This window comes from Daejeonella lutea (genome assembly GCF_900168015.1).
Classification (GTDB): Bacteria; Bacteroidota; Bacteroidia; order Sphingobacteriales; family Sphingobacteriaceae; genus Daejeonella; species Daejeonella lutea.
Map to the genome: position 1 here is coordinate 116644 of NZ_FUYR01000001.1, position 22835 is coordinate 139478.

Consider the following 22835-nt stretch of genomic DNA (forward strand, 5'->3'; position numbering starts at 1 on the left):
AATGTGTAGATTGGTAGAAAACGCCACATATTAAACAAGGGGACTTTAAAAGATTCTCTTTCACTGAAATTTAGAGCAGTTATGTAGTCTTTATCTTCGGAATAGACTTTTTATCTTTATATTATGGAAGAACAAAATCCTGAAAATCAATTAAATATCGAACTTTCTGAAGAGGTTGCAGAAGGAATATATTCAAACCTAGCCATTATTACCCATTCAAATACCGAATTTGTCCTTGACTTCGTACGTGTAATGCCCGGTGTTCCCAAGGCAAGGGTTAAATCGAGGATTGTTTTAACTCCTGAACATGCCAAACGGTTCATGAGAGCTCTTGAAGACAATCTTGAGAAGTTCGAAGCAATAAATGGCCGTATCAAGATTAATGAGGATCCGCCAGCTTTGCCTATGAATTTTGGCGGACCGCCAGCGCAGGCTTAACATGAAACGACATTTCAACAAACTGTTATTTGGAAACCAGGCCCTAAATAAGCTTGAAGAACAGCCACACATACCGCATTTTAATAAAATCCGTGATGTGTGGCAAAATTCTAATTATAACGATTTTGGAATCGAGCGAATTTTCAGATTATTCCTTGTAACATCAAAAATTTTTTTCCCCGGTGTCTACCTGGATTATGTTCACCGTAAATCTTCATATCATCGGCGAAAGATAACAGGTGAATTGTATGTGATCTTTAAGACAGCTATGCCATTTGTTATGCTGTATTTTAAGCTATGGAATATCCCCTGGCTATTTGCGTTGAATATTTACCTGTTGATTGAAACCTATGTATATATTTTCCACAAAATATTTCTACCCGAACACAATAGCAACAGAAACTTCAATCGTTCTCTGATATTATTATTTTTTAATTTCACCGAAGTCATCGGTTCTTATGCGGTAATCTATGCCGCAGGGACTTATTTTAATCAACCCGTGAAGACCATCACTGAAGCATTATATTTTAGTCTCATAACAGGTGCCACTGTAGGTTATGGAGATGTTTTTCCGATAAACCATGACGGAAAATTATTGGTGATGAGCCAATTGGTTAGCACGCTTTCATTTCTACTGCTTTTCTTTAACTTTTTTGCACCTCGTGCTCAGGATCATCCAGCACGGAGTCGAGGTATCTAATTATTTTTTCAATTTCATGGGGTTGAAACCAATGATATTCTCCGGATTTACTAAACCAGGTTAATTGCCTTTTTGCAAATCTCCTTGTGTTCTGCTTGATCTTCTCTATGGCATCTTCCAAGCTCAGATTTCCATCAAAATATTGGAACAATTCAGAGTAGCCAACAGTATTTAGTGGATTGAGGGTACGATAAGGAATAAGGCTTTCAACTTCTTCAATAAGGCCGGCATTAACCATAAGATCTACTCGTCTATTTATGTTATTATAGAGGATTTCTCTTTGTAAATTAAGCCCGACCAGGACGATATTGAACGGGCGAACTTTTTTTATTTTACTTCTAAATGCCGAGAATGGCTTGGAAGTTGCTTTAAATACTTCAAGCGCCCTAATAATTCGTTGAGGATTATTTAGATCGACTTCATTAAAATAGACAGGATCAACCTCCTTAAGCATTTCTTGTAGCGTGGAGATTCCTTTGGATTCAAGAAGTTTATTTAAATCATCCCGAATATCTTTAGAGGATTGGGGAAGTTCGTCGAAACCCCTGATTACAGCATCAATAAAAAGTCCTGAGCCCCCTGCAAGAATTACTACATTATTTTTGTTAAAAAGCAGGTCAATTCTGGCCAGAGCTTCTCTTTCAAAGTCGCCTACATTAAAGTTTTGGGTAATGGACAGGGAATTTACAAAATGATGCTTAGCAGCTTTAAGTTCTTCCGGTGAGGGTTTGGCAGTACCAATTTCCATTTCCCGGTAGAATTGCCGGGAATCCGCGGAAATAATTTCTGTGTTATAATGTTGGGCTAATTTAATCGCTAAACCCGTTTTTCCTATAGCGGTTGGCCCTGCAATTACGACTAGTGTCTTGGCCTTCAAGATATTTTTTTCAGATATTAATAGTCATCTTTCTGAAGGTCGTCCGCGTCATAACCTTCATTATCAGAAAATTCGTCCATGAATTCATCTTTCTCATCTTCATCACCATCACCAGCACTTTCTTCTGTACTGATACCCATATCATTCATTTGTTCTAATTCTTCGGTGTCCTCCGGCTGGAAATCTTCTTCATTCAGAAAATCAAAATCATCAGATACGGCAGTAGCAGCTCCTTGAGGTAAAATGCCAGTCCCGGCAACTTTTGGTGCCTCCCCAAGACTGCGTGTAACGTGAGGATAGGTTTTTCCAGCTTCCTCATTTAGCATGATCTTAATCAATTCGACGTGGAAATCAAAAGGCCGGTCAAAATTATAGATGTAATAGAACTTTTGATGGGGATCATCAATGAAACTGCTTAGTTTAGAATTCTCCATTAATGCAACTTCATTATTGATCTTGCGCTGGTTTGGTAAATATGCAATCTCTTCGTTCTTTATCCATTGATCGTTGCTTACATAAAATGAAGAAGACGCCTCCACTTTATACCCCGTAGATACATGGATGGCTTTGTGAAGATCTTCAAAAGTTTGGTTTGATTTGATGTCAATATCCCGTTCTACATCATCATAATCTTCGAAAGACACCCTGAATCTATATATCGCCATTACTATCTATTATTTAAGTGCAAAAATACTATTTGAAAAAAGGATTCTGGATTTTGTTAAAAATATTTATGTATTTGATTTGGCCGGCATTAATCCAATCTCTTTCCCTTTTTCCAACATAAATTGTATTGCTTCTTCCCTCGAATTTTTAATTTCGCCTTCAAGGATTGCTTCTCTTATTTGATTTTTTATTATGCCAACTTCCCTTCCAGCCCTCAAATTAAATGCCAGCATGATATCTTCTCCGCTTACTGGCGGTTGCCAGTTCCTTATCTGATCACTTTCTTCAACTTCTTTAAGTCGTTTTGTAACCAATTCAAAATTACGCCTATATTTTTTTATTTTAAATTCGTTCTTCGTCGTAACGTCGGCATTGCATAATAGCATGAGTCCTTCAATTTCTTCTCCTGCTTCAAACAGCAGCCTCCGAACGGCTGAGTCGGTTACAACTTCCTGCGCAAGAACGATAGGACGTAAATGAAGCTGCACAAGTTTCTGAACCATCTTCATTTTATCGTTGAGCGGGAGCTTTAGCTGAGCAAAAATTTTTGGTACCATTCGAGCACCGCGGTCTTCGTGACCATGGAACGTCCACCCATGCCCTGGTTCGAAACGCTTGGTAGCCGGTTTCGCAATATCGTGCAGGATTGCAGCCCATCTTAACCACAGATCGTGAGTATTTTCAGAAATATTGTCCAATACCTGCAGAGTATGATAGAAATTATCCTTGTGGCCTTTTCCATCTATGACGTCGACACCATGAAGATCTACCATCTGCGGAAAAACTTCCTTCAGCAAGCCAGTATCAAATAGGTATTTGAAGCCTACAGAAGGTTTGGGCGATAGAATAATCTTATTCAATTCGTCTGTAACCCTTTCCATAGATACAATCTTGATACGACTACAATTCCTCGCGATTGCGGAAATGGCGGCATTATCTATTTCAAATCCCAGTTGCGAGGCGAATCGTATTGCCCTGAGCATCCTCAGCGGATCATCGGAAAAAGTTATTTGCGGATCAAGAGGGGTCCTTATCAATTTGTTTTCTAGATCATCAATCCCACCGAAGGGGTCGAGGAGCACGCCAAAGTTCGATTTATTAAGACCAAAGGCCATCGCGTTTATAGTAAAATCACGCCGTTTTTGATCATCATCAAGGGTTCCGTCCTCAACAATCGGTTTTCTTGATTCGGCGCGGTAGGACTCTCTTCTCGCTCCTACGAATTCAATTTCGAGTTCTCCATCGCGCAGCATCGCTGTGCCGAAATTTTTAAAAATAGAAACTTTTGTATGAAGCATTTTCCCGGCAGCTTCTGCAAACTTAATTCCATTTCCAATTACAAGGATATCAATGTCTTTCGACGGCCGCTGCAAAAAAATATCCCGAACAAAACCCCCAATTACATAAATTTGGTCGTTCGTGGTCTCTGCGAGCTTACTTAGACGTGTGAAGATTGGGTTATTCAGGTATTCTTTCATGTCAATGCATTCCTTTTGGTGAAGGATGCTTGTTTTTGTAATAGACAAATATCGACAAAGGATGTCAATTTTAAGGCTTTAACGGCTTATTTCCTGATAAATGAAAATTTCCCCCCCGGTTCTAGCTTCATTATCGTAGACGGTTTACCATTGGAAACAACATTTTGATCCCAATTGACTACATAATCGACTCCATTTATTATTTCTGAACTTATGTCAAAAAATCCCAAGGGAGAAGGTTCGCCACTCAAGTTCGCAGACGTGGATATAATTGGCTTTCGGAAACGCTGCAAAAGCTGAATGCAAAATTCCTGGCGGACAATCCGTATCCCAATACTCCCATCGGCAGCAATCGCATTCGATGCTAGATTTTTGGCACCTGAATAAATTATGGTTAAAGGATTCTCTGCAAATTCGATGAGATCGTACGCTATCTCAGGAACGTCAGCGACGTAACTCTGAAGCTTGCTGCCTGTATCCAATAAAACTATAAGGCTTTTTTCAGCCGATCGGCCCTTGAGCTTAAAAACCTTTTCAACCGCGTCCGGATTAGTTGCATCACACCCTAAACCCCATATGGTATCAGTAGGATAGAGGATAGTCCCTCCCTCTTTTAATACTTCAAAGGCCTTGTTTACTTCGTCTCTAAGCATTGTCTATAACATTTTGGTAAAGCTGCATTATGTCAGCAGCGATCTTTTTGTCTTCAAATTTTTCAAGATGTAACTTTCCCGCACTAACCATATTATTTCTTTTTTCACCGTTTTCTAATACAGTTAGAATTTGCTGAGCTAGATCGGTATCATCATCTGGATTTACATAGATGCTTCCGGGACCTCCCGCTTCTTCGAGGCACGACCCCGTAGCTGCAATGACCGGTATTCCCGAATACAGAGCTTCAATAATAGGAATTCCAAACCCTTCAAATCTTGACGGATAAATAAAAAGTTCGGCCTGCTGATAGATTGCTGGCAGTTCATCGTGTGCAACATTCTGCAAAAAATGTACCCGGCCAGACAATTTATTTACATCGATAAAGTGTTCAACCTGTTTTTTGTATGCAGTCTTTCTACCAACAACCACGAGATGGACGTTTTCAAGCTTTGTTAATGCTTTTACTATTACCATTAAATTTTTTCGTTCCTCGATCGTACCCACACTCAATATGTATTTTGACGGAAGCTGGTGTTTACCCGCAATTTCTTTTCGGGATGTTTGAGGTGCAATTTGATGAAATATAGGGTCACAATTTTGATAAATTACACTGATGCGATCCTTTTCAATCCCAAAAAATTGAATCAGATCATTTTTAGTTTGGTGGCTAATCGCAATAACCTTGTCAGCATTTCGAGCAGCATGGCGAAACTTAAGATTGTAGATAATTCTGTCGAAAAATGCATAGTACTGTGGATATCTTAGAAAGATCAGGTCGTGTATAGTGACGACTGAACGAATTTGTGCTTTTTTTAAACCGGATGGAATCTCATTGCTTAGCCCATGAAAAAGTTTGATTTCGTGCTTTAGAAGATCATTTATAATGCCGCGGCTCCGCCAATACAGTTTGAATCTTTTTTGTGAAGGATATTGATATTCGACTCCGCTGAGCTTCAAGTTCTGCGAAGGAGGTTTTAGTGCGTAAATAGTGTATTTGTGTTCAGGATAAAATTTAGCCAGCAAACGGATTATGTACCGGCTATAGTTTCCCAAACCTGTGAGATTCTGAGTTGTACGTTTGCCGTCAAAACCTATATTCATTCGGGGATTTATAAAATTCAGAAGGCTTAACCAATTACCTTCTGAATTTCCAATGACTGTTTATTAGTTAAACTGCGACATTATTTTCTCTCAAAGCATCATTCAGAGAAGTTTTCTTATCTGTAGATTCTTTTCGTTGTCCGATGATCAATGCGCATGGGACCTGATACTCACCTGATGGGAATTTCTTCGCATAAGACCCTGGAATCACAACCGAACGTGCAGGAACAATTCCTTTGTATTCTATTGGCTCGTCACCAGTAACATCGATTATTTTTGTTGAAGCAGTTAAAACAACATTTGCTCCTAATACCGCTTCTCTTTCCACATGAACCCCTTCAACAACGATGGCACGTGAGCCAATGAAGCAATTATCTTCTATGATTACTGGTGATGCTTGAACAGGCTCTAATACACCTCCAATTCCAACTCCACCACTCAAATGCACGTGTTTTCCAATCTGCGCGCATGACCCAACTGTAGCCCAGGTATCTACCATGGTCCCTTCATCAACGTAAGCGCCAATATTTACATATGAAGGCATCATGATAACACCTTTCGCTAGATAAGCCCCATACCTTGCAATTCCATGAGGTACTACCCTTACACCGGTAGCTTTATAATCTGTTTTCAGTTTCATTTTATCATGAAATACAAACGGACCAACTTCAATTTCTTTCATTTCCCTTATTGGAAAATAAAGAATTACGGCTTTCTTGATCCAATCATGAACATGCCAGCGCGTACCCACTTGTTCAGCAACTCGTAATTCTCCAGTGTCGAGGTGTAAAATGACGCGTTCTATCGCGTCTCTATATTCTTTAAATGTGATCAGTGTGCGATCTTCCCAAGCTGTCTCTATTAGTTTTTTTAATTCGGTGGTCATACTGTAATTTTGAGCCAAAATAAGGGATTTTTCTCGCAAATGCTTGATTGTTGTGTAAATTTGATACTATGGCAGAGATTGAGAAATTAAGAATCGACAAGTATTTATGGGCGATAAGAGCGTTTAAAACCCGAAGTATTTCAACAGAAGCCTGTAAAGCCGGGCGAATAAAAATGGCTGGCAACAATCTTAAACCGTCTCATGTCGTAAAGATTGGTGAAGAATATACCGTTCAGAAAGGACCGGATAAAAAAATTATCAGAGTCACTGCATTATTAGAGAGGAGAGTGGACGCCAAAACCGCAGTTAGATTTTATCAAGATCTGACGCCAGTTGAAGATACACTTGCTTATAAGTCAATGTTTCATACTCCGAACTTAAGTCGTGACAGAGGTGCCGGGAGACCAACAAAGAAAGACAGGAGGGAAATTGATGATTTGCAAGAGGGTTGGTTCGAATAATTATTTAGGCTGAGTATCGTCTGGATATTGTTACGCCTTCATCTACAATGTTTTTACCTGTGCACTTGATCCCAGCCGTAAGGCCGCTACCGAATTCCAATTCCCCGGGAAACGTACGTGTGGGGTTTATCATTGATATACCAACCGATGACATATTTTCCACTTCCGGAAGGGAAGAGAGGCGCCTAACCGAATAGATTAAATTGCCCACTATGATTATGTACCAACCATTGCGATAACTGAGCCGATTTATCCAAGGCCTCCGATAATAAATGTTCGACGAGGGAACTTTGTATTAATTAGTAATTAATTTTCAAATCCGATTCTTCCCATAACCGAAAAACGGCCTGAGCTTCATCCCTAAACATCTGCTCGATTTTCAGCTTCCGATCACTCATAGGAAGAGATATTTCGTCGTAGATAAATTGGTCATCGAACCCGATATGCTGTGCATCTTGTTTTGTATTAGCAAAATACACCTTATCCAAACGGGCCCAGTAAATTGCACTAAGACACATGGGGCATGGTTCACAACTTGTATAGATCACACATCCGCTGAGGTCGAAAGTTTTAAGTTTTTTGCATGCAATGCGTATTGCAGAAACTTCTGCGTGGGCAGTAGGATCCAAAGTAGTTGTAACTTTGTTGCCGCTTTTGGCAATAATTTTCCCATCTCTAACTATTGCCGCGCCAAATGGACCTCCTAAAGCATTTTTAACATTCTTCTCCGACAGTTTTATAGCTAAACGCATAAACTGTTCGTGTTCAGACCTTTTCATAAATACCTGGGTTAAAATCAAAAGTTTACGAATTAAAAAACCCCGGCCGATGCCAGGGTTTAATTAATTAGTTGATGGGGTGAATTATTTCTTTTCCTTTTTATATGCATCGTTCAAGCCAGCCAATACTTCTTTGGTGACGTCGAGGCTTTCATCGGCAAAAAGTACCGTGGGATTTGCTTTAGAATAAGTAAGTACCATTTTGTAGCCTTTTGTTTTCGCAAAGCCTTTGAGATATTCAGAAACCTTATTATATAATTTCTCATTCTCAATAGCTTCTTCATTAGCAAGAGCATTTCCTGCATTTTGGTTGTAAGCGGCTAACTCCTGTTGTTTTCTGGCAAGACGTTGCTCTGTCCCCTGGCGTTGGTCAGCACTTAAGCTTGCGGCACTCTGGTTATATTGAGCAACTTCACGCTGGAAAGCTGTTGATTTTGCAGAAAGATCTGCCTGTGCTTTTTTGGACTTCTCCTGGAAAACATTTTTAACGTCTTTAAAATACTCATAGTTGTTTAACAACGAGTCAGAATTTACGTACACAATAAGCTCTGCTTTATCACTGGTAGAAGCTGCTGCCGGAGTATTTTTAGTTTGTTCTTTACCACAGGATATTATCACTGCTGCAATCATCAATCCGGCTCCAGCTTTACTCAAGTTTGCCAATATTTTTCTCATGTTTTTTTATAAAAATTTACGCAAATATAATCTTTCAAACTAAGTATCCCAACCATTTAATTTGACGATGATTTTATCGGCAAATTTGAGGCTGAATTTTATCCACAATCTAGGATTTTCCGGCTAAAATCGTTATTTTTGATACTTGTTGTTATTATAAAATATGAGCGAAGAAACAGTAGATAAATCTAATTATTCAGCGGATAATATACAGGTATTAGAAGGCCTGGAGGCAGTTCGAAAACGCCCGTCGATGTACATCGGCGATACAGGCTTTAAAGGATTACATCATTTGGTTTATGAGGTCGTTGATAATTCCATCGACGAGGCTCTGGCCGGGTATTGTACTGACATAAAAGTAATAATCCATAAGGGTAATTCTATAACCGTTGAAGACAACGGCCGAGGTATCCCCACAGCAATGCACACCAAGGAAAAGAAGTCGGCGCTTGAAGTTGTAATGACAGTTCTACATGCCGGTGGTAAATTTGATAAGGACACCTATAAGGTATCGGGTGGTTTGCACGGGGTTGGAGTCAGTTGTGTCAATGCGCTATCTAATCCACTGAAAGTTGTCGTTCATCGCGAAGGCAAAATATTTACACAAGAGTATGAGTGTGGAAAGCCTCTATTTGACGTTAAAGTGATAGGTGAGAGTGATAGAACAGGGACGATGGTGACATTTCATCCGGATCCAGACATCTTCACACTAACAACTGAATATAAATTTGACACACTTGCAGCACGTTTACGGGAACTTGCATATCTGAATAAAGGAATTCGTCTGTCCTTAACTGATGAACGTGAAGTTTTAGAAGATGGCTCTCTGCTTACTGAAGAATTTTATTCGGAAGGTGGATTGAAGGAATTTGTAAAATACCTTGACGGCATGCGTACGTCAATCATTCCAGAGCCGATTTATGTAGAAGGTATTAAGCAAGGGATTCCTGTTGAGCTCGCGTTGCAGTATAATGATACGTACACCGAAAATGTTCATTCATATGTGAACAACATCAATACTCACGAAGGTGGGACGCACGTAGCTGGATTCCGTCGTGGTTTGACGCGTACGTTAAAAGCTTACGCCGAAAAATCGGGGATGTTGAAAAACATGAAAATTGAAATTACCGGCGACGACTTCCGTGAGGGGTTAACAGCAGTAATTTCGGTGAAAGTGCAGGAACCACAATTTGAGGGTCAAACTAAAACCAAATTAGGTAACAATGAGGTAATGGGTGCCGTTGACGTTGCTGTTGGTGAGATCCTTGGTAATTACCTTGAGGAAAATCCACGTGAGGCGAAGATGATCGTCAATAAGGTGATTCTTGCAGCAACCGCAAGGGCCGCAGCACGTAAAGCCCGGGAGATGGTACAGCGTAAAACTGTAATGGGCGGTTCGGGACTTCCTGGTAAACTGGCGGATTGTGCAAATAGCGATCCCGCAGTTTGTGAGTTGTATCTTGTCGAGGGAGACTCCGCGGGTGGAACTGCTAAGCAGGGTCGCGATCGTAATTTCCAGGCAATCCTTCCATTGAAAGGTAAGATTTTGAACGTGGAAAAAGCGATGGAGCATAAGATCTATGAGAATGATGAGATCAAAAATATGTTTACAGCCATGGGAGTGAGCATCGGAACAGCGGAAGACGCTAAAGCCCTCAACATGGAAAAGCTTCGTTACCATAGAATCATAATTATGACGGATGCTGACGTTGATGGCTCACACATTACTACGCTAATTCTTACATTCTTTTTCAGGTATATGAAAGAATTAATCGAATATGGATATATCTATATCGCTGCTCCGCCATTGTACCAGGTTAAAAAGGGTAAAGAATTTGAATATGCCTGGAATGATGATCAGCGGGATGCAGCAGTTCAGCGACTTAAGGGCAGTGGTAAAGAAGAGAGTGTTGGTATTCAGAGGTACAAAGGTTTAGGGGAGATGAATGCAGAACAGCTTTGGGATACCACCCTAAATCCGGAAACTCGTACCCTGAGGAAGGTGACCATCGAGAACGCGGCTGAGTGCGATCATATTTTCTCAATGCTTATGGGAGATGAAGTTGGACCAAGACGTGATTTCATCGAAAAGAATGCGAAATACGCCAGGATAGATATTTGATCGACTGAGGAAATAGCACCCTTCACTTATTGTGAAGGGTTTTTTTGTGCAGGATTATATCGTAAATAGACTACTGCGCTAACTTCCTTGCTTGAGGAAATCTGGATCTGATGTTCCTTAGTTCCATCAAATACTTTTAGCGTTGATGTGTTTGGTGGAATGCGACCCAGGTTCTCAGCATATAGAATAAGTTCATGCAGCTCTGTATCCCGGTTCAGCCGAAGCGTATGAATCGATTTCTTATTTACAATCGGCAAATTTTTGATAAACGGTTTCCTGTTATGGAAGACAGAAATAATATCTCCATCCTCTCGCAGATAATCGCCAATTTCTAGTTCTATAACATTGTTTGTGACCTCAATTACGATTGGCCGGGCTAACTTTGTTTGCATGAATACGTTGGGATCACGATCGTCGAGCAAAAGCGTTGTTAATAACTGTGGAGGAATGTCATCCTGATTGTCTTTGTTGAAACGCTGTAGATATGCCTTACCAGGATAACAAGGCAATGTATTCTCACCTGCGCCAGTGAATGTCCCGTTAAGATTGTCAACACCTTTGTCTTGCGAAAGCGTTAGCTCAAGGTCTTTAATGCATAAGAATCGGGAGGTATCTGCTGGTATCCTGGAATATAAAATCTTGAGTTCTTTTAAATTTAGTTCCGACCCTTTAATTACGCCAATGAAGTCGAGCGCTCCTTCAGCTTTAAGCGGGTTATTACGATAAAGGTAAGCTTTGCCGTTAATGATATTTTGATTTTGATCCTTCACATGTAGGATATATTGCATGTTAAGAACCGTAGCATCATATACCTCAGCACGCAGGTGCCCTGTCCAAATACCCTTATAGTCTTGGGCACAAACGTTCAAACTGGACAACAATAATAAGAAAGGTAGGTATAGATTTTTCATTCTGATATTTTAAGCTAACTTTTCTTTTTAGGCTTATATCGTAGATATACAGCTGCAGTTTTCTCTTTGTCAGAGACAATCATTACGCGATGCCTTTTTTCTCCATCAACAAGAATCATTTCAGATGTGTTTGGCGGTACCTGCCCGAGATTTTCTGCATACAGCAATAATTCATGTAGTTCCAGCCGAGAATCAAGTTTAAAGTTAATCAAGGCGGGCCTTTTGGCTATTCGAATATTCTTCGCGAGTAGGTTGCGATTCAAATAAACTGTTACTGTGTCATTATCTACCTTCATATAATCAACAATCTGTATCTGTAGATCAGGATTTGTAACAACAATCTCGGTGATTTTTTTAGGTTCAGTATTAAGAAACTTAGGAGTAAAATCTAAAACTGGTGGTGTAATACTCGCGGTCACAATTTGCTCCGTGACTACAACCGAATCTTTATGTTCTTCCAGAAACTTGTTGAGTCCTTCGATAGTTCGGGAGAGTATTACGCGTCCGGGAGCACATGGGGATTCGGACTCATTCTTTCCAACACCGGTCCATGTCCCCTCGAGATATTCCAGCTTTCCTTCTTTTCGATAAGAAAGAACGAATTGTTTCACACAGGCAATCCATGAATATGGAACTTTATCTTCTCGGATCCAGTCAAGACTTTCATTAAGGCGTATGCTGTCCTTTTCAATGTATCCTGATAATCCAATTCTTATCTGGACAGAATCACCCTCAAAAGCATAGGATTCACCCCAAATATTTTTTCGCTGTGAAAGATCCAGCTCTAAATCGTATAGTTGGCTATATCCTCCGGGTTGTTGGGTTACTTTACCAACCCATTTTCCCTGAATGTTTTGAGAGAACGAACTTTGTAGGCTAAGTATGGAGAGAATACAAAACGAGAGCCATTTCATAGCAAAGAAATTTAAAATCAAGTTAATGATTTTATGTTGCTTTCTTATAGGCTATTCGGTAAAAGTTTTAATTCTAATTTTTCGTAATTAATTACTGCATTATGTGAATATAGGATATCACCTCCCAAAACTCCAATCACCGGTGGAAGGTTCAGGGTTTCATACGCGGTACTTATAGTTGAAAGGTCAAGTACTGCGGCTTCGAAGTGTTTTAGAATTAGCTTTCCTATTTTAAAAGAAGGAAGAATTACGGTATGGCTTTCCATTGTGCTTGTCCCAAGCCCTGTAGAAAGTTTTTCTGATTGCAGAAGCTCCTCAGCGTTTATATAGCTCTCAATAATTGTTTTGTCAAGTACTGTTTTTGAAGCGCCGGTGTCTAAAACAGCATTAAATTTTCTGTTGAAAATGACAACTTCCACCAAGAGGTGGAAGCCGTCATCATGTAGATTTATGAGTTCTAAAGGAACTGTTATTTTTTTCATTTGTTACTGGCCCTTTTAAAAGACCATAACGATCTAATTATTTCTAACTATCGCCAAAATTAAATAACATTTGTGTCGCGTAATACTTGATTCATATTTCTTACGGCATCAGCACTTTTGCTAAATTCAGCCTGCTCGGTGTCAGTAAGTTTAAAATCAAGAATTTTTTCCCAGCCATTCTTGCCTAAAATAACCGGTACTACAAGGGAAATATCTTTCTGTCCGTATTCACCATCCAAGGCCACACCACATGAAATTAATCTCTTTTCGTCTCTAACGATACTTTCAACCATTGCCGCGGTTCCGGCCCCAGGAGCGTACCAAGCTGACGTGCCGATAAGCTTAGTTAACGTTGCACCACCAACCATCGTTGAAGAAACAACTCTTTCCTGCTGCTCTTTTGAAAGAAGTTGGGTTACTGGAATACTATTCCAAGTTGCATGGTTTATCAATGGAATCATGGTAGTATCACCGTGACCGCCAATAACAACAGCATTTAAATCTGCTGGTGAGCAACCCAATTCAACACTTAAATAATATTTAAATCGCGCTGAGTCTAATGCTCCACCCATTCCAAGAATTCGCTCTTTAGGCAAACCAGAAGTTTTTAACGTTAGATAGTTCATAGTATCCATAGGATTCGATACTACGATAATAATAGTGTTTGGAGAGTGTTTGAGGATATTTTCAGTAACACTCTTCACGATATTTGCGTTTGTTCCGATCAATTCTTCTCTCGTCATTCCCGGTTTGCGGGGCAAACCGGAAGTGATAACTACAACTTCAGAATCAGCTGTACTTGCATAGTCATTTGTAACGCCTTTTATCTTTGTATCAAAACCAAGCAGTGCTGAGGTCTGCATCATATCTATAGCCTTTCCCTCAGCAAATCCTTCTCTGATGTCTAACAAAATAAGTTCTTCAGCAAGTTCTTTCCTTGCGATGTTATCTGCACAGGTTGCTCCTACAGCACCAGCTCCTACAACTGTAATTTTCATCTTTTTAGTTTTTGTTTTTTAATTGTATTGAACTTCCTACGATCTTTACTTCACTGACGTATAAAACCGAAGCCCATAATGTATCACGAGTTTCTTTTTTGCTGCTTTTCCAAAGCAGAATATTGAACAATTTTAACATTCAATCGGATATTGGATTAAGAATGATCGGATATTTGGAAAATATTTGCCCGAAGATAGAAAATAGTATCTTTTTAAGGAAATGCGAGGCTGAAATTTATGTAATATTTTCCTTATGTAGTAAATCACCAATAACGCGTTTTACACCAGAACAATAGGTATTTTACTGATCGTCATTAGCAAGATTTCTACCACCAACGCCAATGACTAATCCCAAGCTGAACACAGAATTGCCGGCGGTAAGAAATTTGCGGTTTCGCAATCCAAAATTACTGCCGCTGGTGTATTGAATCTGTACTGCATTACTGATTGCCATTCTCGTAAAAAATACTGGTTCAAGGAATATATTATTTTCTTTTGCCTGCCCGACACTGTTTCGCATGAATTCTGTCATCTTCAAATGACTAACACGTAGTGCTGTTCCATAATTAAGGGGAAATCGTGCACCAAAAAGCTTTAAATCTTGTTTTCGTTTTGAACTGTAATTGACCTGGAAAAAAGTTTTGTTAAAATTGATTTCCTGCCGGTCTTCAGTAATCATGCCGCTCGAAGTTTTATCTTTGTATACTCGTTCACTGTTACCTTTTCCCACACCTGCGTAAACCTCAAGAATCCGGTTCTTTTCCGGTCCAAATGTTGTAAAATATCCGGCACCCGTTTCAATTAAATTATGCTGAAAATCCTTCTTCGGTTTGTGATTATTCATTATCGAGCCATTTAACATCAATGCGAAATGATCAGAGGCTGCATAAGCAGAATTCACGGAGATATTGCCCTTCAGAGTGACATGCCCTGCTGCATTCAACTCTCCCCTTGAAGTAAGCATCGGCGTATTCGGGACATTGGGCATATAAATTGACGAACAAGAGGATAAAATAATGCATAGTAAAAAAAGAGAAATGGGGGCTCTGCTCATAAAAATATACGAAAGGTTCTGCAATTAAACTGTCAGTTAATAAATATATTGTGTGTTCTACTAGGAACAAATAAACGTCATACTGGTTCTTGTGCAGCCGATAGAAAATAACTTTTACTTTTCCACAAGACTGCCGCTCGTTTAAAAGATTTGTAAATTTGTTATCCATATCCTTCTACGATGCCTGATTTTTCGCACCTCCACGTTCATACCCAGTTCTCACTTCTTGACGGGGCTGCTGATATTTCCCGTCTCTTCAAAAAAGCCAAAGCTGATGATATGAAGGCCATGGCTATTACGGATCATGGAAACATGTTCGGTGTTTTTAAGTTCGTGGCCGAAGCAGGAAAACATGGGATTAAGCCTATTGTTGGATGTGAATTTTATGTGGTTAATGACAGGCATATAAAACAGTTTACCAAGGACAAGAAAGATCAGCGCTTTCATCAGCTTTTGCTGGCAAAAAATGCTCAGGGCTATAAAAATCTGGTAAAGCTGTGTTCGCTTGGTTACATGGAGGGATTGTACAGCAAATGGCCAAGAATAGATAAGGAATTGATTCTTCAATATCATGAGGGTTTAATTGCAACAACTTGTTGTCTTGGTGCATCAGTGCCGCAGACGATTTTAAAAAAGGGTGAGGAGGAAGCTGAAACCGAATTCAAATGGTGGCTTGATCTTTTTGGCGAAGATTATTACATAGAACTTCAACGTCATGATATTCCAGAACAACTGATCGTAAATGAAGTTCTGTTAAGGTTTGCGAAGAAATATAATGTAAAAGTTATATGTTCTAATGATTCTCATTACGTGGATCAGCAAGATGCCAATGCTCATGATATCTTATTATGCGTGAATACGGGAGACATGCAAAGTACTCCAATCGCTACAGATGAGGAAGGAGGCAAAGGTTTTCGATTTGGATTTCCTAACGATCAGTTTTTTTTCAAAAGCCAGGAAGAAATGGGCCGGCTTTTTCATGATCTCCCTGAATCACTTGACAATACCAACGAAATTGTTGATAAGGTGGAGCATCTTCAATTGAAGAGGGATATAATGCTTCCAAATTTTCCAATACCGGAGGAGTTTAAGATTCATACAGGTCCTGAGGCAGAGAATATGAATCAATGGGAATACCTGAAGCACATGACATTTACAGGGGCCAAGGAGCGTTACCGCGACATTACTCCGGAAGTTGAAGAGAGGCTTAATTTCGAACTTTTTACGGTACGAACTATGGGCTTTGCTGGATATTTCCTGATTGTTGCAGATTTTATCAAAGCCGGCCGCGACCTCGGAGTCTTTATCGGTCCGGGAAGAGGGTCGGCAGCAGGATCTGTCGTCGCTTATTGTATCGGGATCACAAACATTGACCCGATTAAGTATAACTTACTGTTCGAGCGCTTCCTGAATCCTGACCGTAAATCAATGCCCGATATTGATACGGATTTTGATGATGCCGGGCGGCAAAAGGTTATCGATTATGTTGTGGACAAATACGGGAAAAATCAGGTTGCTCAAATCATCACATACGGTTCGATGGCGGCAAAATCCAGTATTAAGGATGTTGCCAGGGTTCTTGATTTGCCGCTTGCTGAGTCTAACATGCTTGCAAAGCTTGTACCAGATCGACCAGGGACAAGTTTGGTGCAGGTCATGACGGCCCCGATCGATGTAGTCAAAAAAGAGCAGAATCCGGAGGACTTCGAAAACATAAAAACCCTCCGTAACATTCTCGAAGAAGGGAAAACAACACAAGCCAAGGTGTTAAAAGAGGCTTTAGTACTTGAAGGATCAGTGAGGAATGTTGGTGTACACGCCGCCGGAATAATTATAGCTCCGTACGATTTAACTGATATCATTCCTGTAGCTACATCTAAGGAATCCGATCTCCTCGTAACACAGTTTGATGGACGTGTTATTGAAGATGCAGGCGTAATCAAGATGGACTTTCTTGGATTAAAAACGTTGACCATTATTAAAGATGCTCTCCGTCTGATTAAGCAAAACCACAATGTAGATATTGACATCGATTATATTTCGCTTGAGGATGCCAAGACTTTCGAGCTTTACCAGCGCGGAGATACAAATGGTACATTCCAATTTGAAAGTGATGGAATGCAAATGTATCTCCGGGAGCTGAAGCCTGATAAGTTCGAAGATTTGATTGCGATGAATGCGCTTTACAGGCCGGGTCCGATGGAATATATCCCCAAATTTATATCCCGTAAGCATGGCCGCGAAGATGTTTCATACGATCTGCAGGACATGCAGGAGCATCTTGAAGAAACATACGGCATTACAGTTTACCAGGAGCAGGTAATGCTTTTATCTCAAAAGCTTGCTGGATTCAGTAAGGGAGACGCTGACGTGTTAAGGAAGGCGATGGGTAAAAAACAAATAGAAGTGCTGAATAAAATGAAGGCGCAGTTCATGGATGGTTGCAAAGCAAATAACCATGATACTAAAATCGCCGAGAAGGTTTGGACCGATTGGGAAGCTTTCGCGCAGTACGCATTTAATAAATCCCATTCAACTTGTTATGCGTTTGTAGCCTACCAAACCGCTTTCCTGAAAGCGAATTATCCTGCCGAATACATGGCAGCTGTTTTAAACAATCAGAATAACATTGAAAAAATATCCTTCTTTATGGAGGAATGCCGGCGAATGGGAATTCCGGTTCTTGGGCCAGACATTAATGAATCTGAACTCACATTTACCGTCAACAAAAAAGGAGAAGTGCGGTTTGGGATGTCGGGAATGAAAGGAGTTGGTGAAAAGGCAGTAGAAAGCATTGTTGAAGAACGCATTGCTAATGGATTATATCAAAGCATTTATGATTTTTCCAGACGTACCAATCCGCGGGCAGTAAGTAAAAAAGTTTATGAAAACCTTGTTTATGGTGGAGCATTTGATTGCTTTGGTTTCAAACGCTCACAATTTTTTTATAAACCGGATTCAAGTTTATATAATGGAATTGAGAGGCTTGTAAAATATACAAATGATTTTCAGAACAATCTGAATTCATCCCAGGCGTCCCTTTTTGGTGGAACTTCAGATGCACAGATAACCGAGCCGGTATTACCTGAATGCGACGAATGGGGGTTGATTGAAAAGCTTAAATACGAGAAGGAATCAATTGGTATATATCTCACGGGTCATCCATTGGACAATTACAAATTTGAACTTGATAACTTCTGCTCGCATCAAGTTAAGCATCTTAGTCTGATTAACCGGATGAAGGGGGCAGAGGTGTTACCAGAAGATCAGGAGGAATTTAAGAAGATTAGCAATCGTGATTTGATCATTGGTGGACTCGTTTCTGCAAGTAGTCATCGCACAACCAAAACAGGTAAACCGTTTGGGTCGTTCATGCTAGAAGACTACGGGGATACTTTCGAAGTGGTCCTTTTTGGCGAAGACTATGTGAAAATGAAGCAATACTTAAATGAGGGTTATTTTATACAAGTTAGGGGCTTGGTTACTGAACGGTTTAAACAGAAAGACAATTGGGAGTTTAAGGTTAATAGTATTGTGCTTCTTTCAGAGCTCAGAGATAAAATGTCAAAATGTCTGACGATTCAATTGCCCTTGACTGAAGTTTCTCAGGGCTTTATGGAAAAGATAGAGGAGATTGTAAAGGTAAACTCAGAGCAAAATCCGGTCAGGAATTGTCAGCTTAAATTCATGATCATGGACTATGATGAGGAAACTACTCTGGAAATGCCTTCAAAAACGTTAAAAATTAGCCCGAGTAATGAATTTCTTGAAGAAATTTCAAAACTGGTAGGGGTACGGTATAAGTTGAATTAGTGTCACATTAACAGAGTGAATTTGTGGCAGGAATATTGAATAGTATATTTGATTATAAACAGTAAAAAAAAGTATCATGGCATTAGAAATAACAGATGCAAACTTCGACGAGTTAGTTCTTAAATCTGACAAACCAGTTTTAATTGATTTTTGGGCTGAATGGTGTGGTCCATGTCGTATGGTCGGTCCAGTCGTTGAGGAATTAGCGAAAGAATATGAAGGTAAGGCAGTTATCGGTAAAGTAAACGTTGACAATAATCCAGAAATTTCTATGAAATTTGGAATTCGCAACATCCCGGCATTACTATACTTTAAAGGTGGTGAAATTGTGGACAAGCAGATCGGAGCAGTTCCGAAGTCTGTTCTCGCAGAAAAATTGATGAAGCAATTAGCTTAAGCTTTTTTATATAATAAAAAACTCCCTTTGTGATTACAAAGGGAGTTTTTTTTGATCAATTTTTTTTGATCAATTACTAGGTAACTTACTTGTTCAAAAGATGCAGATCCGTAATTGCTAAAGAAGCTATTTCCAGTATTCCAAAAATTCAATAGGCACAGGCTTTTGTAATAAATGGGAGTACAAAAATCTTACGGTCTCCTGGTTGCTGTGTCTTGCTTTTAAACCACCCCATCCGTGTCTTTCTCCTGGATAAACCATGAATTCAAAGTGTTTATTTAAATCTTGCAACTTATTTACTAATTGAATACTGTTTTGCATGTGAACATTATCGTCCATTGTCCCGTGCACTATCCTTAATGTGCCTTTTAGTTTATCTGCATAGGTTATCGGTGAAGTTATTTTATAACCTTCTTTGTTGTTTTGTGGTGTACCCATAAATCGCTCAGTGTAGTGGGTGTCGTACAAAGCCCAGTCGGTTACCGAATAATTAGCTATCCCGTGTGTGAACACGTCTGCCCCATAAGTCAGAGCCATAGCCGTAATATAGCCACCAAAGCTCCCACCCGTAATGCCTATTTTTGAACCGTCAACATAAGGTTTAGCTTTCAGGGTTAGAGCAGCATCCATATAATCTTCTATCTCATATTTGCCCATCTTTTTGTAGATGAAATCCATCCCAACTTTCCCTAAATGCCCAGAACTTCGGTTATCAATTGCAACCTGAATAACACCTTCTTTAGCCCACCAGTAGTTTAGTCCGAGTGGGTTCTTCCATCTGTCGTATACCGTCCCAGCATCCGGGCCCCCATACACACTTATCCATACAGGATATTTTTTTGAGGGATCAAAATTGAGGGGCAGCGTAACCGTCATTGGTAATTCGAGCCCATCGCGTGTTTTGTAATAGCTTAACTCCGTTTTTGGAAGATTGTAGGTACTAAACGCTGCTCCTTGAGCACTAGCTAGTTCACGAACTATTTCACCTTTATTGTTTACTAAAGCAGATTTAGCAGGACTGGAAAGGTTCGAATAGGTTGTGATGAAGTATTTTCCGTCGGGTGATAATTTTATTTGATGATCATAATTTCCGAATGTAAGTCTTTTCGGCTCATCAGATCCTTTCAAACCAACGGAATAAAGATCGTAGCGCGTAGAACTCTCCTGGCGTGCTGTAAAGAATATTTCCTGGTTCTTTTCGTCAACTAGTAATAAATCACCAACTCTCCAGGAGCCGGAAGTCAATTGTTTTTTGAGATTACCCTTCAGATCATAATAGTAATAATGGCCCCAGCCACTTTTATCACTTTTTAAAATAACTCCCGTCCCATTCTTTAGGAAATACATCCCATCGAGCCAATCTATCCAAGTGTTTTGTTTCTCCTGGTAGATGACACTTTTCGAACCTGCATTTGGGTCTACGCTATAAACAATCAAATCATTTTGATCCCGGTTCATCCATTGCACCCAAAGTGTTTTACTGTCGGCCATCCAAAAAGGGGTTCCGAAATATTGGTCGTTTTTTGGATTGAAATCCGCCCACACAATTCCTTTCGCACCTGTGTTGACAATACCAACTTTTACCTCTGGATTTTTATCCCCGGCTTTTGGATAGCGGGTATTTTCAAGAAAACCATGCTGACCAGCAGAATTATAAATTGGATAAACTGGCACATAGGTGTCGTCAAAACGCATGAACGCTAGTTTTTTGCTGTCAGGGCTCCACCAAAATGCTTTGTAACGTGTAGGACGACCCAGGATCTCTTCATAGTAAACCCATGATGCCCAGCCATTATAGATAACATTCGAACCGTCATTTGTATATCTTGTCTCTGTTCCGGAAAGAACGTCAATGGAAAAAAGGTCGTTATTTCTCGTGAATGCCACTTGTTTGTTATCAGGAGATAGGGTCGGATTTTTCTCCAGTGCAGTGTCCCTGGTAAGCTGTTTTTCCGACCCTGCCGCATCCTTAAAGAAAACATCTTTATTTTTGATGTAAACTGAAGCAGCACTGACTTGTGCTGGCGCTGAAGGGACTGCTTCGCCAGTTTTCACATCCACTGTGTAAGGTTTATTCTGTTGCCCTTCAAGCCTGTACTCGATGTAATGTGTATTATCAGCCCAGCCGGTGTAGGTGGGCAAAGGAACAATTACTTCTTTAACAGGACTTGTGAAAACTTCCTGAAAGCTTAATACCTTTTGTTGCGCGTTCGCAGTTAGTGAAAAGATAAGAAAACCTGATAATAATGCAGCAGTAGATCTGTTAATCATCATATGATGGATTGGACGTAAATAAATCGATTAGTTAATGGATTAGTCGTCTGGTTATAACGATCCATAATTCCCGAAGGTATAAATCTTTTTTTAAAAACTATTCCCTTGCGAATAGGATATTGGTTAACAATTAGAATCTTAAAAAATAATTAAATAGGTGAAATCATCTCATTAAACATAAATTATTATATCCTAATTTTAGAGAATGGAACCCAATCTGACCAATTACAAAGACTTGCAGGATTTTGGCAATCTTGAATTGCTATCTCAACAGGTTGTTGAAGGTTTTATAACCGGTCTTCATAAAAGCCCTTTTCATGGTTTTTCCGTAGAATTTGCCGAACACCGCTTATACAATACTGGAGATTCCATAAAAAATATAGACTGGAAACTTTATGGTCGCACAGATAAGCTTTTTGTAAAAAGGTTTGAAGAGGAAACTAATTTGAGGTGCCAGATTGTTTTGGACGTTTCTTCTTCAATGTATTACCCTGAAAAGGATTTTAACAAACTATTGTTCTCTGTTTATTCCGCGGCATCTTTAATGTATTTATTTAAGAAACAGCGAGATGCTTTTGGGTTAAGCTGCTTTTCTGATTCATTGGAACTTTCAACCCCGGCAAAGTCGACGACGATTCATCAGAAATATCTTTTTGCGGAACTTGAAAAATTAATGAAGCGAGATAGGCGAGGGGATGGAACCGCAGTAGCACCCGCGCTTCACGAAATTGCTGAGCAAATTCATAAGCGTTCGCTGGTGATAATTTTCAGTGACATGCTTGAAGGCGGCGAGAGCAGTGATCTTGCCGAAATATTTTCTGCATTGCAGCACCTCAAGCACAACAAACATGAGGTGGTAATTTTTAATGTTTTGGATCATAAGATGGAGTTGGATTTCAATTTCGAAAATCGTCCTTTCCATTTTATTGATCTCGAAAGTGGTGAAGAATTAAAAGTTCATCCTGGGAATGTTAAGGAAGCATATTTAGATGCAATAAGTGCCCACCACAAAGAGCTGAAACTCAAGTGTGCCCAGTATAAGATTGATCTGATTGATGCAGACATACACGCCGGGTTTTACCAGATTTTACACGCCTATCTTATCAAGCGCGCGAAGATGGCATAGTATCTGATGAGATAAGGAAAATTTAAGCC

Annotated in this window: 21 protein-coding genes; 7 read left to right on the forward strand and 14 right to left on the reverse strand. The window is 39.8% G+C overall.

Annotated features, from left to right (window positions below):
* Positions 1-123 precede the first annotated feature (123 nt).
* On the forward strand, positions 124-438 hold the full coding sequence (locus tag B5X60_RS00625) for a DUF3467 domain-containing protein (RefSeq protein ID WP_079700636.1): 315 nt from the start codon (positions 124-126) through the stop codon (positions 436-438).
* Position 439: 1 nt separating this feature from the next.
* Positions 440-1138 carry an ion channel gene (locus tag B5X60_RS00630; RefSeq protein ID WP_079700637.1) on the forward strand — a complete coding sequence of 233 codons (699 nt, stop codon included), beginning with the start codon at positions 440-442 and terminating at the stop codon, positions 1136-1138.
* Here the strand turns inward: B5X60_RS00630 and miaA are convergent.
* The 6 genes from miaA to B5X60_RS00660 all read right to left on the reverse strand — a co-directional run bounded on the left by miaA (position 1083) and on the right by B5X60_RS00660 (position 6800).
* The gene (gene miaA / locus B5X60_RS00635; protein ID WP_079700638.1) at positions 1083-2015 is read right to left on the reverse strand and encodes a tRNA (adenosine(37)-N6)-dimethylallyltransferase MiaA; all 933 of its coding nucleotides are present in this window, start codon (positions 2013-2015) and stop codon (positions 1083-1085) included. The genes B5X60_RS00630 and miaA overlap by 56 nt on opposite strands.
* Positions 2016-2032: 17 nt before the next feature.
* The gene (locus B5X60_RS00640; RefSeq protein WP_079700639.1) at positions 2033-2680 is read right to left on the reverse strand and encodes an IS1096 element passenger TnpR family protein; all 648 of its coding nucleotides are present in this window, start codon (positions 2678-2680) and stop codon (positions 2033-2035) included.
* Between the two features lie 66 nt (positions 2681-2746).
* Complete coding sequence (locus tag B5X60_RS00645) at positions 2747-4159, reverse strand: CCA tRNA nucleotidyltransferase (protein WP_079700640.1); 1413 nt, start codon at positions 4157-4159, stop codon at positions 2747-2749.
* A gap of 86 nt (positions 4160-4245) precedes the next feature.
* Positions 4246-4812: an L-threonylcarbamoyladenylate synthase gene (locus B5X60_RS00650; RefSeq protein WP_079700641.1), complete on the reverse strand. Its 567-nt coding sequence runs from the start codon at positions 4810-4812 to the stop codon at positions 4246-4248.
* The gene (locus tag B5X60_RS00655; RefSeq protein ID WP_079700642.1) at positions 4805-5914 is read right to left on the reverse strand and encodes a glycosyltransferase family 4 protein; all 1110 of its coding nucleotides are present in this window, start codon (positions 5912-5914) and stop codon (positions 4805-4807) included. The genes B5X60_RS00650 and B5X60_RS00655 overlap by 8 nt, the downstream gene beginning before the upstream one ends.
* Before the next feature lie 67 nt (positions 5915-5981).
* Entirely contained in the window at positions 5982-6800 is an 819-nt protein-coding gene (locus B5X60_RS00660; RefSeq protein ID WP_079700643.1) for a 2,3,4,5-tetrahydropyridine-2,6-dicarboxylate N-succinyltransferase, read from the reverse strand.
* Between the two features lie 68 nt (positions 6801-6868).
* Here B5X60_RS00660 and B5X60_RS00665 point away from each other — a divergent pair, with 68 nt between their 5' ends.
* Positions 6869-7261: an RNA-binding S4 domain-containing protein gene (locus tag B5X60_RS00665; RefSeq protein WP_079700644.1), complete on the forward strand. Its 393-nt coding sequence runs from the start codon at positions 6869-6871 to the stop codon at positions 7259-7261.
* A gap of 299 nt (positions 7262-7560) precedes the next feature.
* Here B5X60_RS00665 and B5X60_RS00670 read toward each other — a convergent pair whose 3' ends face one another.
* Both B5X60_RS00670 and B5X60_RS00675 read right to left on the reverse strand, forming a co-directional pair.
* Complete coding sequence (locus tag B5X60_RS00670; RefSeq protein WP_079700645.1) at positions 7561-8040, reverse strand: nucleoside deaminase; 480 nt, start codon at positions 8038-8040, stop codon at positions 7561-7563.
* 84 nt (positions 8041-8124) lie between these two features.
* Positions 8125-8715 carry an OmpH family outer membrane protein gene (locus B5X60_RS00675; protein WP_079700646.1) on the reverse strand — a complete coding sequence of 197 codons (591 nt, stop codon included), beginning with the start codon at positions 8713-8715 and terminating at the stop codon, positions 8125-8127.
* A gap of 163 nt (positions 8716-8878) precedes the next feature.
* On the opposite strand from B5X60_RS00675, the gene gyrB reads away from it, so the two are divergent.
* The gene (gene gyrB, locus B5X60_RS00680) at positions 8879-10837 is read left to right on the forward strand and encodes a DNA topoisomerase (ATP-hydrolyzing) subunit B (RefSeq protein WP_079700647.1); all 1959 of its coding nucleotides are present in this window, start codon (positions 8879-8881) and stop codon (positions 10835-10837) included.
* A gap of 26 nt (positions 10838-10863) precedes the next feature.
* Here the strand turns inward: gyrB and B5X60_RS00685 are convergent, their stop codons facing one another.
* The 5 genes from B5X60_RS00685 to B5X60_RS00705 form a co-directional block, all read right to left on the reverse strand.
* Positions 10864-11748 carry a hypothetical protein gene (locus tag B5X60_RS00685; RefSeq protein ID WP_079700648.1) on the reverse strand — a complete coding sequence of 295 codons (885 nt, stop codon included), beginning with the start codon at positions 11746-11748 and terminating at the stop codon, positions 10864-10866.
* Positions 11749-11762: 14 nt separating this feature from the next.
* Positions 11763-12662 carry a hypothetical protein gene (locus B5X60_RS00690; protein WP_079700649.1) on the reverse strand — a complete coding sequence of 300 codons (900 nt, stop codon included), beginning with the start codon at positions 12660-12662 and terminating at the stop codon, positions 11763-11765.
* A gap of 44 nt (positions 12663-12706) precedes the next feature.
* Positions 12707-13144, reverse strand: a complete 438-nt coding sequence (locus tag B5X60_RS00695; protein ID WP_079700650.1) for a retropepsin-like aspartic protease — start codon at positions 13142-13144, stop codon at positions 12707-12709.
* A 59-nt stretch (positions 13145-13203) separates the two neighbouring features.
* On the reverse strand, positions 13204-14142 hold the full coding sequence (gene mdh, locus B5X60_RS00700; protein WP_079700651.1) for a malate dehydrogenase: 939 nt from the start codon (positions 14140-14142) through the stop codon (positions 13204-13206).
* Between the two features lie 301 nt (positions 14143-14443).
* Positions 14444-15130, reverse strand: a complete 687-nt coding sequence (locus B5X60_RS00705; RefSeq protein WP_245803433.1) for a hypothetical protein — start codon at positions 15128-15130, stop codon at positions 14444-14446.
* A gap of 246 nt (positions 15131-15376) precedes the next feature.
* Between B5X60_RS00705 and dnaE the strand changes: the two genes are divergently transcribed.
* The gene (dnaE, locus tag B5X60_RS00710) at positions 15377-19009 is read left to right on the forward strand and encodes a DNA polymerase III subunit alpha (RefSeq protein WP_079700653.1); all 3633 of its coding nucleotides are present in this window, start codon (positions 15377-15379) and stop codon (positions 19007-19009) included.
* Between the two features lie 76 nt (positions 19010-19085).
* Positions 19086-19406 carry a thioredoxin gene (trxA, locus tag B5X60_RS00715; protein ID WP_079700654.1) on the forward strand — a complete coding sequence of 107 codons (321 nt, stop codon included), beginning with the start codon at positions 19086-19088 and terminating at the stop codon, positions 19404-19406.
* Positions 19407-19532: 126 nt separating this feature from the next.
* Here the strand turns inward: trxA and B5X60_RS00720 are convergent, their stop codons facing one another.
* Positions 19533-21680 carry a S9 family peptidase gene (locus B5X60_RS00720; protein WP_245803434.1) on the reverse strand — a complete coding sequence of 716 codons (2148 nt, stop codon included), beginning with the start codon at positions 21678-21680 and terminating at the stop codon, positions 19533-19535.
* A gap of 205 nt (positions 21681-21885) precedes the next feature.
* Here B5X60_RS00720 and B5X60_RS00725 point away from each other — a divergent pair, with 205 nt between their 5' ends.
* Positions 21886-22806 carry a DUF58 domain-containing protein gene (locus tag B5X60_RS00725; RefSeq protein ID WP_079700655.1) on the forward strand — a complete coding sequence of 307 codons (921 nt, stop codon included), beginning with the start codon at positions 21886-21888 and terminating at the stop codon, positions 22804-22806.
* The last annotated feature ends 29 nt before the right edge of the window (positions 22807-22835 follow it).

What these genes read in the sequence shown, in the direction of transcription:
- B5X60_RS00650 (WP_079700641.1), bottom strand. Translation starts at nt 4,812, where the DNA reads ATGCTTAGAGACGAAGTAAACAAGGCCTTTGAAGTATTAAAAGAGGGA.
- B5X60_RS00675 (WP_079700646.1), bottom strand. Translation starts at nt 8,715, where the DNA reads ATGAGAAAAATATTGGCAAACTTGAGTAAAGCTGGAGCCGGATTGATG.
- dnaE (WP_079700653.1), top strand. Translation starts at nt 15,377, where the DNA reads ATGCCTGATTTTTCGCACCTCCACGTTCATACCCAGTTCTCACTTCTT.
- mdh (WP_079700651.1), bottom strand. Translation starts at nt 14,142, where the DNA reads ATGAAAATTACAGTTGTAGGAGCTGGTGCTGTAGGAGCAACCTGTGCA.
- B5X60_RS00725 (WP_079700655.1), top strand. Translation starts at nt 21,886, where the DNA reads ATGGAACCCAATCTGACCAATTACAAAGACTTGCAGGATTTTGGCAAT.
- B5X60_RS00665 (WP_079700644.1), top strand. Translation starts at nt 6,869, where the DNA reads ATGGCAGAGATTGAGAAATTAAGAATCGACAAGTATTTATGGGCGATA.
- B5X60_RS00630 (WP_079700637.1), top strand. Translation starts at nt 440, where the DNA reads ATGAAACGACATTTCAACAAACTGTTATTTGGAAACCAGGCCCTAAAT.
- B5X60_RS00645 (WP_079700640.1), bottom strand. Translation starts at nt 4,159, where the DNA reads ATGAAAGAATACCTGAATAACCCAATCTTCACACGTCTAAGTAAGCTC.
- B5X60_RS00625 (WP_079700636.1), top strand. Translation starts at nt 124, where the DNA reads ATGGAAGAACAAAATCCTGAAAATCAATTAAATATCGAACTTTCTGAA.
- B5X60_RS00705 (WP_245803433.1), bottom strand. Translation starts at nt 15,130, where the DNA reads ATGCCCAATGTCCCGAATACGCCGATGCTTACTTCAAGGGGAGAGTTG.
- gyrB (WP_079700647.1), top strand. Translation starts at nt 8,879, where the DNA reads ATGAGCGAAGAAACAGTAGATAAATCTAATTATTCAGCGGATAATATA.
- B5X60_RS00660 (WP_079700643.1), bottom strand. Translation starts at nt 6,800, where the DNA reads ATGACCACCGAATTAAAAAAACTAATAGAGACAGCTTGGGAAGATCGC.
- B5X60_RS00655 (WP_079700642.1), bottom strand. Translation starts at nt 5,914, where the DNA reads ATGAATATAGGTTTTGACGGCAAACGTACAACTCAGAATCTCACAGGT.
- B5X60_RS00670 (WP_079700645.1), bottom strand. Translation starts at nt 8,040, where the DNA reads ATGAAAAGGTCTGAACACGAACAGTTTATGCGTTTAGCTATAAAACTG.
- B5X60_RS00690 (WP_079700649.1), bottom strand. Translation starts at nt 12,662, where the DNA reads ATGAAATGGCTCTCGTTTTGTATTCTCTCCATACTTAGCCTACAAAGT.
- B5X60_RS00695 (WP_079700650.1), bottom strand. Translation starts at nt 13,144, where the DNA reads ATGAAAAAAATAACAGTTCCTTTAGAACTCATAAATCTACATGATGAC.
- B5X60_RS00720 (WP_245803434.1), bottom strand. Translation starts at nt 21,680, where the DNA reads ATGATGATTAACAGATCTACTGCTGCATTATTATCAGGTTTTCTTATC.
- B5X60_RS00640 (WP_079700639.1), bottom strand. Translation starts at nt 2,680, where the DNA reads ATGGCGATATATAGATTCAGGGTGTCTTTCGAAGATTATGATGATGTA.
- B5X60_RS00685 (WP_079700648.1), bottom strand. Translation starts at nt 11,748, where the DNA reads ATGAAAAATCTATACCTACCTTTCTTATTATTGTTGTCCAGTTTGAAC.
- trxA (WP_079700654.1), top strand. Translation starts at nt 19,086, where the DNA reads ATGGCATTAGAAATAACAGATGCAAACTTCGACGAGTTAGTTCTTAAA.